Here is a 9471-nt window from a genome sequence, read left to right on the forward strand (position 1 = left end):
AGAAGACATATCGTGATTCATATCTTTCATAGATGACATGTCATGGCTCATCCCCATATCTTCCATAGTTAATAAAGCACGAGGGCGAGATTTAGGCATCTCAATTTGTTTGACTGCTGGGCTGCTTTCTTCATGTAATGTTCCCACTGAAAAACCGGTACGATCAATAGATTCAGCTTCAATTTGGTAATGTGCTTGTTTTGGTTCCACAATGACATCATAGGTTTCAGCAGTACCAATACGGAACTCATCTACAGGAACGGGCTTTACAGGTTGACCATCAGCACTGACTACAGTCATTTTTAGGTTTGGAATGCGTACATCAAAGAATGACATAGCGGAAGCATTAATAAAACGAAGGCGAACTTTTTCACCAGCTTTGAAGTTACCGGTCCAGTTTTGCTGAGGTGTTTTGCCATTCATTAAAAATGTATAACCAGTCACATCGGACATATCTGTTTTCAACATCCGCATCTGATTCCACATAGAGCGGTCTTGCCAAGTTGCCTTTAATCCATCACGTTTAACTTGTTTTAATACATCGAATACTGTTTCGCGACGGTTCTGATAGTAATCTGCTTCTTTTTTAAGATTTTTCATAATTTGATCACTTGTTGAATTATGAAAATCAGAAAGCAAAACAACGTAATCTTTATCGGTTTTTTCAGCAGCTGTTAGTGGAGTTTTATCTTTAGGATAAATAACAAAAGCACCATATAAACCGTCTTGTTCTTGTCCTTTACTATGTGAATGATACCAATAAGTACCATTTTGGCGGACTTTAAACTTATATTCATAAGTTTTATTAGGGGCAATGCCATTAAATTTGTTAAATCCAGGTACACCATCCATAATTCCAGGTAATAATAAGCCATGCCAATGGATTGAAGAGTCCTGATTTTTTAACTTATTGTGAACACGGATAACGGCCTCATCACCTTCTTCAAATTCAAGAAGTGGTGCAACGAATTTACCATTTACAGTAATTCTCTCAACTGGTTTTCCTGTGATATTTACAGTTTGTTCAGCGATTGTTAAATCATATTCTTTAACTGCCGCCATTACCCAAGTTGATGAAAATAAACCAACTCCAATTAAGAGTATATGACTTAACTTTTTTGACATTCTATCTCACCTTTAGAAAGGTCAAGATTGAAGTAATAAAGCAAATATTTAGTATAAACTTTAATACTTCTTTCTCGCTATTTATAAAATTATTTATTGCTACCAGGCATATTCATCTTTGAATGATCCATTTTAGAATGGTCCATATTCATCATAGAATGATCCATTTTTGACATGTCAGATGAGTTAGGAGACTGATGTTGACTATGATCTTGCTGAGTCTTGTCATCTTTTTCCATTTTACAAGGTTTTGTACAAGGTTCCTGTGCTTTTACCGTTTTAGTGGCACTTGAGGTTGATACATCTTTTGCCCAAGATTGAGTACCAGCAATTAAAGTTCCAGCACACATTAAAATTGTTAGACTACGACGCACTACAGTTTTCATAAGTTTCTCTAAAAGTTAATTTCTTGCTACTACAATAAAGTGAAGCACTGAACATCTAAGTGACTTGAAAATGACATTTTTGTAATCTATCTCGATCAGATGTTTTATAACGTTATTATAGTTTTAATGAATGACTTAGGATTCGGAAATGAGAATACTATTAGTTGAAGATGAACAAAAAACTGGTGATTATCTCAAGCAAGGTTTATCCGAAGCTGGCTATATTACGGACTGGGTTATAGATGGGTTAACGGGTAAACATCAAGCTCTTTCTGAAGAGTATGACTTAATTATTTTAGACGTGATGTTACCTGGACTAAATGGTTGGAATATTATCAATGATATTCGTAGCAGCGGTAAAACAATGCCCATTCTTTTTCTTACCGCCCGAGATCAAATCGAAGATCGAGTAAAAGGTTTAGAGTTAGGCGCTGATGATTATTTAGTAAAGCCTTTTGCTTTTGCAGAGCTTCTAGCTCGAATAAAAACGCTCCTTAGACGAGGGCAACAAAGAGAAGATAATAATATTATTAAGATTGCTGATTTAGAACTTGATTTGAGAAAACGTCGGGTAACACGAGCAGGTCAACGCATTGATCTGACGGCTAAAGAATTTGCGCTTATGGAGCTTTTTATGCGTAGAAGAGGTGAAATTCTACCAAGAGCACTTATTGCATCTCAAATTTGGGATATGAACTTTGATAGTGATACAAATGTAGTTGAAGTCGCTATTAAACGATTAAGAAATAAAGTAGATAGTAATTTTACCCCTAAGTTAATTCAAAATATTAGAGGAATGGGGTATGTATTAGAGGTAGAAGATGAATAATAAATTATTCAAATCTATCAGTTTTCGTATTGGTATTATTTTCTCATTATCGACTATATGCATTCTCATTATGATGGGGTTTTTCATCCATAAATTAGTGATGCATCATTTTGAAACGCAAGATCGTACCCAATTAGAAGGTAAAATCCAGCTTATTCAGAATCTTCTCCAACAGCATCCTAAAAATTCTCCAGAACTTGATCTATATTTGAAAGATGCTTTAGTTGGACACCATGATCTTTTGGTCCAAATAGAACGACCGGCAGGTCAGATTTTATTTAGTTCAGCATCTTCAATCATTAATACTCAACAGTTAATCAAGTCAGCAAATAACCCTTGGATTAAATGGAAAATTAAGAATAAGACCTATCGTGGCATGATCTACAACACGGATATAAACAAAAATACTGAAATACAATCTGTACGCATTATTGTGGGGATCGATACATCTGAACATCTACATTTTTTAAATGATTTTAAGCGTCAACTTTTTTACATTGGTTTAGCCGGTACGATTTGTTTAATGTTTTTAGGCTGGTTTGCAACCTGGAGAGGTTTAAGACCCGTGCAAAAAATGGCTAAGGTCGCAGAAGGCATTTCTGCCCAACATCTTTCAGAACGTTTAGAAGTTGAGCACACACCAACAGAACTAAAATCATTAGCAATTGCCTTCAATGATATGCTCGACAGACTAGAATCAGCTTTAGAAAGGCTTTCCGATTTTTCATCTGATTTAGCGCATGAAATTAGAACACCGATTAATAACTTAATGACTCAAACTCAAGTATGTCTTGCCCGTAAACGAGATACCAGTACCTATCAAGAAGTACTATTTTCTAATTTAGAAGAATTAGAACGTTTGGCTCGAATGGTATCCGATATGCTTTTCTTGGCAAAAGCAGAACATGGCCTAAAATTACAGAACTTACAGAATATTGACCTGGTTAAAGAAGTTACAGCCTTATTTGATTTCTATGATGCGCTAGCTGCCGAAAAAAATATGACGCTTCAACAAACAGGATCTGGAAATGTCAAAGGTGATCCTGCTATGTTACGTCGAGCACTCAGCAATCTATTATCTAATGCAGTTAAATATGGAAATAAGAATTCTACAATACGCATAAAACTTCAACAGAATTTAGATAACACGATATTTTCAATTGAAAATGAAGGCCCTGAAATCTCTCCTGAACAACTATCCAGGTTATTTGATCGATTTTATCGAACAGATGCATCTAGACAAAGAACAGAAGAAGGAACCGGCTTAGGGCTCGCGATAACAAAATCTATTCTTGATATGCTTGGGGCGACCATCCAGGCTGAATCCCTCAATGGTCGAATCATTTTTACCATTGTTTTTCAAAGTGAATCCATGCAAGGGGAATCATTTTAACTCATTTTTTGAACATCTTCCATTTACCCGAGTTGACCTTACATAAAGCTCAAACTGAGAGCCAGAGCTACGCCAGCACCTATCATGGCAATTGTGTAGCCAAATATGATAGCTCGGCCAAACTGTGCCCCCCCTGTCATCCATGCAATTGTCGCTTTGCTTAACATGTTGCTCAGTGTGGCCAGCCCTAGCGCGACAGCAGCCACATTTGTTGTTAAGCCTTCAGTACTATGCAGGCGGGCAAGTGAGACTAAAATAGCATCTACGTCTGCTAGCCCAGAAATAGTCGATAATACGAAGATGCCGCTGGTGCCCAACCATTGTTTTGCTGCCGGGACCAAGACTGCCATGACAGCCAGGAAAGCAGCGAAGCTGAATGCTGTCCCAAGATCAAAAGGAGCCATTGCTTCTATTGTTCGATCGTTGTTTTCAGCGCTGGTAATTTGGCGTTGTCTCCACAATGCCATACCCAGCAGAAGGATTCCCGCAATCATCATTGCACCACCAAAAGTGCTTAGCAATGCTGGCTCAATGACGCCTATCAGCACAACCATACGAAAAAACATGATGCCACAGGCAGCCAATGTTCCAGAAATAGCAGCACTGACCATGACGGGGTGCTGGCGTGTATAGCGTGCCAGTGCGACAGTTGCAGCTGTAGAAGATGCCAAACCACCCAATAGACCTGTCCAGAGTATGCCTCTTTCTGAACCGGTGAGCCGCATGGCAAAATGACCTGCCAGAGAGAGTCCGGTAATCAGGATCACTGCCCACCATAACTGGTAAGGATTTAATGCAGCAAAAGGTCCCATACCCGTATTGGGTAAGTAAGGTAATATAACGACAGAAAGTACCAGTAACTGCAGGGATGCGGTTAATTCACGATGTTCGATCAAGCGTAACCAACCATGTAAGGTTGGCTTGAGATCCAAAAATACAGCCACGATGACAGCCGCGGTTAATGCTAAAGTAACATTACCATGGGATGCATATGCACCTAAAACTAATGTCAACAGCATCGCGATCGTCGTGGTAGCGCTTAAATTACCGGAAATTTTTGCGGTACGCGCGTAGGATACCGTAAGTAAAAGGGAAAGCCCTAATACGGCTGCGACTAGTGGCCAAGGCCCAAAGTTTGGCTGTAAATGACCGAGCACTCCTCCGAGTAATCCTGTCAATGTGAAGGTACGTAGGCCTGCTACTCGGCTGCCTTCTGGCAGTTCACGATCATTCCATCCTCGTTCTAAACCAATGAGCAGGCCGATGGCAAGTGCTGCAATCAGGCCTGATACATCTGGTGGAAGAAAAAGACTCTCTATCATAGCTTTTTATGTCGCAGGCGAAGGGCATTGGTGATCACTGAAGCGGAGCTAAAACTCATGGCCAAGGCCGCAATCATGGGTGACAACAACCAACCGGTAAATGGGTAGAGTACGCCAGCTGCTATTGGGATACCCAAGGCATTATAAAGGAAAGCAAACATGAGGTTCTGTTTCATGTTGCCAACAGTAGCTTCCGAAAGTGAACGGGCAACCGCGATACCGCGTAAATCTCCCTTGACCAAGGTAACTTGAGCACTATTCATTGCGACATCAGTTCCGGTCCCCATAGCGATACCGACATCAGCTTTAGCCAAGGCTGGTGCATCATTGATGCCATCGCCGGCCATTGCCACGATGCGACCTTGCTTCTGCAATTTGCTGACAAGTTCGAGTTTATCTGCGGGTTTAACTTCACCATGTACCTCATCAATACCCAGACGTGATGCGACTGAACGGGCAGTGGTGAGACCATCTCCTGTTGCCATCACGATACGTAGTCCAGCTTCCTTCAGGGTGGCAAGTGCTTCAGGGGTACTTTTTTTGATGGGATCGGATACTGCAAGCAGGCCGGCCAATTCACCATTGATGGCTAGATGCATCACACTTGCACCTTCTGAACGCAGCTCTTCGGCTTGCGGAATCAGAGATTGTACCGAGATACCTAATTGCTCCATCAGTGCTGTGTTGCCCAAAGCTAACTGACGATCGCCCACTTGACCTCGAACACCAATCCCTGAGCCTGATTCAAAATTATCTGGTGTTTCAAGAGGCAGGCCACGTTCGTGTGCTGCGTTTACAATCGCTTCGGCTAGCGGGTGTTCACTGCCTTGATCAAGACTGGCGGCTAAACGTAATACTTCAGATTCATCGAAACCTGATGCGGCAACCACACGATCGAATACAGGGCGTCCTTCAGTTAACGTACCTGTTTTATCGATGATTAGTGTGTCAATCTTGCGTAGATTCTCAATGGCTGCTGCATCGCGGAACAACACACCATGAGTAGCACCTTGACCCGTTGCAACCATGATAGACATTGGAGTTGCCAAGCCTAGTGCACAAGGACAGGCAATAATGAGTACTGCCACAGCATTGATTAATGCATAAACCCAGCTCGACTCTTCTGGGCCGAACAGTCCCCATCCAAAGAAGGTAAGCAAGGCAATGGCTACTACAGCCATGACAAACCAACCTGCAACCTGATCAGCCATGCGTTGCATTGGTGCTCTCGATCGTTGAGCTTGCGCCACCATCTGTACGATCTGGGATAACATGGTACTTGAACCAATTTTCTCTGAACGCATGATTAGGGAACCATTGGTATTCAGGGTAGCACCAATGACTTTATCACCGATGCGTTTAGTGATAGGTAAAGGTTCACCTGTCAGCATCGATTCATCCACTGAACTACTTCCTTCAGTGATTACACCATCCACAGGCACTTTTTCACCTGGGCGAATTCTGAGTAAATCTCCTACATGGACATGCGTTAGAGGAACATCTTCTTCAGTTCCATCAGGCAGGATTCGGCGAGCTGTTTTAGGAGCGAGCCCAAGGAGTGACTTAATTGCAGCAGAAGTTTGCGAACGTGCTTTTAACTCCAATATTTGTCCCAGTAGGGTCAATGAAATGATGACCGCTGAAGCTTCAAAGTAAACAGCGACACGACCCATGGAAATAAATGAGTCTGGGAAGATTTGCGGTGCAATGGTTGCGACCACACTATAAATAAATGCAGCTCCAGTGCCCAAACCAATCAGCGTCCACATGTTCGGGCTGCGATTCACAACCGATTGCCAACCCCGGGAAAAAAATGGCCAACCTGCCCAAAGTACAATTGGGAGTGACAACACCAGTTCAATCCAGCTCTGAACAGCCATATTGAACAGGTTCATTTGATGACCAAACATCGCCAAAAAAGTCACGATGATGGTCAATGGCAGTGTCCACCAGAAGCGTCGGCGGAAATCACGTAACTCCGGATTCTCATCTTCCTCTAATTCAGGAATGAGTGGCTCCAGTGTCATTCCGCATTTAGGACAGTTTCCAGGATGATCTTGCCTGATTTCTGGATGCATTGGGCATGTATAGATGGTCGTACCTGTTGTGCTTGCCGCATTAACGTGTTGAACAGTCTGATGATGCTGTGTATGTGCATCGGCAGTCGTCGTTGCGGGTTTAGCGATATATTGCACCGGGCTGCTATGAAACTTTGATTGACATTTATCACTGCAAAAAAAGTAAGTTTTCCCCTTAAATTCCTCATGGTATTTCGATTCTTCAGTGACGGTCATACCACAGACTGGGTCTTTCAGTACGTCTGTTGTAGCCTGTGCCATATGGTCCTGGTTATGATTTTTTTGATCTGACATAAATAATTCTCTTATGGTAAAGTGGTTTTATGGCCGAATTTTGGAATAAATCTCGGAGTCTGTTGAGCATAGCTGTCATAGACAGCGCCAAACTGTTTACTCATTTCAGCCTCTTCCTTAATTGCCAAGCGGCTGTACATTAAGAGTAGGATTGGAAACATAATCAGTGTCAGTAAAGTTGGCCATTGCAATAAAAAACCCAGCAAGATCATCACAAAAGCCACGTATTGTGGGTGACGTATACGTGCATAAGGGCCTGTGATCGCTAAAGAATGCTGACGTTGCGCGTTGTACAGCACGTGCCATGACGTTGATAACAGGTAAAATCCATAGCCCAAGAAAACGTAACTGGCGATATGCAAAATGCCAAAATGTGGATCACCTTTTTCACCTAATAGCGTTGACCACAAGTGACCTGCATTATGAGAAAGTAAGTCAAGTTGAGGGAAGCGAGTTTGAAGCCAACCAGATAACAGGTAAATGGTTAAAGGAAAACCATACATTTCGACAAATAGAGCAATGATAAAAGCCGAAAAGGCCCCAAATGTACGCCAATCGCGCGCAGTGGAAGGTCTAAAAAAACTGAAAGCGAACATGATAAAAACTGCTGAGTTAATGATAACCAGCGTCCATAAACCATAAGCCGATTCCGCATGATTCATGATGGATCTCCTGATAAGAGCTATTTTTTGTTATCAGATATATCGGATTTTTTTTGCTGCGAGTGGTTATGCCCATGACCACCATGCATAAAAATATGCATCAGTGGACACGCTAAAAGGAATAAATAAGGCAAAGCACCGATAACGTGGGCTAAATGTTCCGTTAATAGAAAATAAGCTGCGATACCACCCAGCACGATTAGACCAATGGCATAACGTGTAGACCAAAAGTTAGGTACTGAATTATTTTCTTGGTGTTGGTGATTCATGGTGCTTTCCCCTAATTCATGGGTAACTATTTAGTTGCTGACGGAGGCATACAGTCCATCATCATCTGCATCATGGATTGCATCATGTCCATACGTTTTTCCATCATCTGCTGACGGTCAGCCATATTTGCATTCATGCTTTGGCTGCCCATCTGTTTCATCATACTCATACCTCCTTGCATGAGTTTCATGTGCTCAGCCATAAGTTTCTGACGTTCTTGTGGGGTTTTTGCAGCCATCATCTTCTCATGCATGGCTTGCATCGCCTTCATGTGTTGATCCATTGCAGCCATTTTATCTGTAGCAGTGGTGCTGGTAACTGTTTGCTTAATTGTTACTGCAGATGGTGCTGTTTTTTCAGGGTGGTGATCTTTGTGTTCATCGGATTGCTGTGCAAATGTATTCAATGACGCGGCTGCGATACATAAGCCCAAAAAAATGTTTTTGAATTTCATCATAATTTTTTCCTTTAAATAATTTGGAAGTAAAAGCTATGTTTTAGTACTGAACAGAGTCTAGGAATTTGACTACTAAACTGATGAAATTTTTGGTTATTCTCTGTCTCTCTTAAAAATTTTAGCACTATTAATTAATTATTTTTAAAAATGACAAAAATGTAATTTTGAGATCTTCTCGAAATATATAGTCTATGCTGAGATGACAAAAATTTTATTTAATATTAATCTTTTAAAACGGCTTTGTTGCACAAAGATTTAAAAGTTAAGACTTCTCATATCTACTCAAATTTAAGTGACAACTCGGGTATGTGGTCTGCCTAAGTCCGTAAATTTATTTAATACTGCCATACGTGCATGAATCTCATTGACTTGGCTTTGAAAATTTCTCGCACTGAGTTTATCCCCCAATAATTTGATGCAATGCATCTTGGTTTCAACCAAACTTCGCCGATGATAGCCTGACCATTTCTTCCAAATAGTTCTTCCTAAACGTTTAACTGTTCGAAGCAACTCATTGCGTTCTAGCGAGCCCATCTTTTTATCTTTCCATGGCTTCGCATTTTTTCTTGGTGGAATCACTGCATGTGCTTGCCTATCCGCAATGACCTGTCGGCACTGTTTGGTATCATAAGCTCCATCGGTATAGACGGAGTCA

10 protein-coding genes are annotated in these 9471 nt (G+C 41.3%); 2 read left to right on the forward strand and 8 right to left on the reverse strand.

Annotated features, from left to right (window positions below):
* Together RFW85_RS16500 and RFW85_RS16505 are read right to left on the reverse strand one after the other, a co-directional pair.
* Positions 1–1125: multicopper oxidase domain-containing protein (locus RFW85_RS16500; RefSeq protein WP_309171711.1), on the reverse strand; the 1125-nt coding region annotated here is incomplete at its 3' end.
* A gap of 89 nt (positions 1126–1214) precedes the next feature.
* Positions 1215–1511, reverse strand: a complete 297-nt coding sequence (locus RFW85_RS16505; RefSeq protein WP_005006338.1) for a hypothetical protein — start codon at positions 1509–1511, stop codon at positions 1215–1217.
* Positions 1512–1659: 148 nt separating this feature from the next.
* Here RFW85_RS16505 and RFW85_RS16510 point away from each other — a divergent pair, with 148 nt between their 5' ends.
* The gene (locus RFW85_RS16510; RefSeq protein ID WP_005130242.1) at positions 1660–2340 is read left to right on the forward strand and encodes a heavy metal response regulator transcription factor; all 681 of its coding nucleotides are present in this window, start codon (positions 1660–1662) and stop codon (positions 2338–2340) included.
* Positions 2333–3733: a heavy metal sensor histidine kinase gene (locus tag RFW85_RS16515; RefSeq protein ID WP_309171712.1), complete on the forward strand. Its 1401-nt coding sequence runs from the start codon at positions 2333–2335 to the stop codon at positions 3731–3733. Before RFW85_RS16510 ends, RFW85_RS16515 begins: the two co-directional genes overlap by 8 nt.
* Before the next feature lie 38 nt (positions 3734–3771).
* Here the strand turns inward: RFW85_RS16515 and RFW85_RS16520 are convergent, their stop codons facing one another.
* The 6 genes from RFW85_RS16520 to RFW85_RS16545 form a co-directional block, all read right to left on the reverse strand.
* Positions 3772–5055 carry an MgtC/SapB family protein gene (locus tag RFW85_RS16520; protein ID WP_005130244.1) on the reverse strand — a complete coding sequence of 428 codons (1284 nt, stop codon included), beginning with the start codon at positions 5053–5055 and terminating at the stop codon, positions 3772–3774.
* On the reverse strand, positions 5052–7427 hold the full coding sequence (locus tag RFW85_RS16525) for a heavy metal translocating P-type ATPase (RefSeq protein ID WP_004281870.1): 2376 nt from the start codon (positions 7425–7427) through the stop codon (positions 5052–5054). Before RFW85_RS16525 ends, RFW85_RS16520 begins: the two co-directional genes overlap by 4 nt.
* A gap of 11 nt (positions 7428–7438) precedes the next feature.
* Positions 7439–8089 (reverse strand): isoprenylcysteine carboxylmethyltransferase family protein, encoded by a 651-nt coding sequence (locus RFW85_RS16530; protein ID WP_004281871.1) that lies wholly within the window; start codon positions 8087–8089, stop codon positions 7439–7441.
* A gap of 20 nt (positions 8090–8109) precedes the next feature.
* Complete coding sequence (locus RFW85_RS16535) at positions 8110–8358, reverse strand: DUF2933 domain-containing protein (protein ID WP_004695740.1); 249 nt, start codon at positions 8356–8358, stop codon at positions 8110–8112.
* 26 nt (positions 8359–8384) lie between these two features.
* Positions 8385–8816, reverse strand: coding sequence for a hypothetical protein (locus RFW85_RS16540; RefSeq protein ID WP_004695737.1), 432 nt, complete (start codon positions 8814–8816; stop codon positions 8385–8387).
* Between the two features lie 288 nt (positions 8817–9104).
* The coding region (locus tag RFW85_RS16545; RefSeq protein ID WP_031962212.1) for an IS5 family transposase at positions 9105–9471 on the reverse strand (367 nt) is incomplete at its 5' end.

Source organism: Acinetobacter sp. 12966 (genome assembly GCF_031196995.1).
Lineage (GTDB): Bacteria > Pseudomonadota > Gammaproteobacteria > Pseudomonadales > Moraxellaceae > Acinetobacter > Acinetobacter geminorum.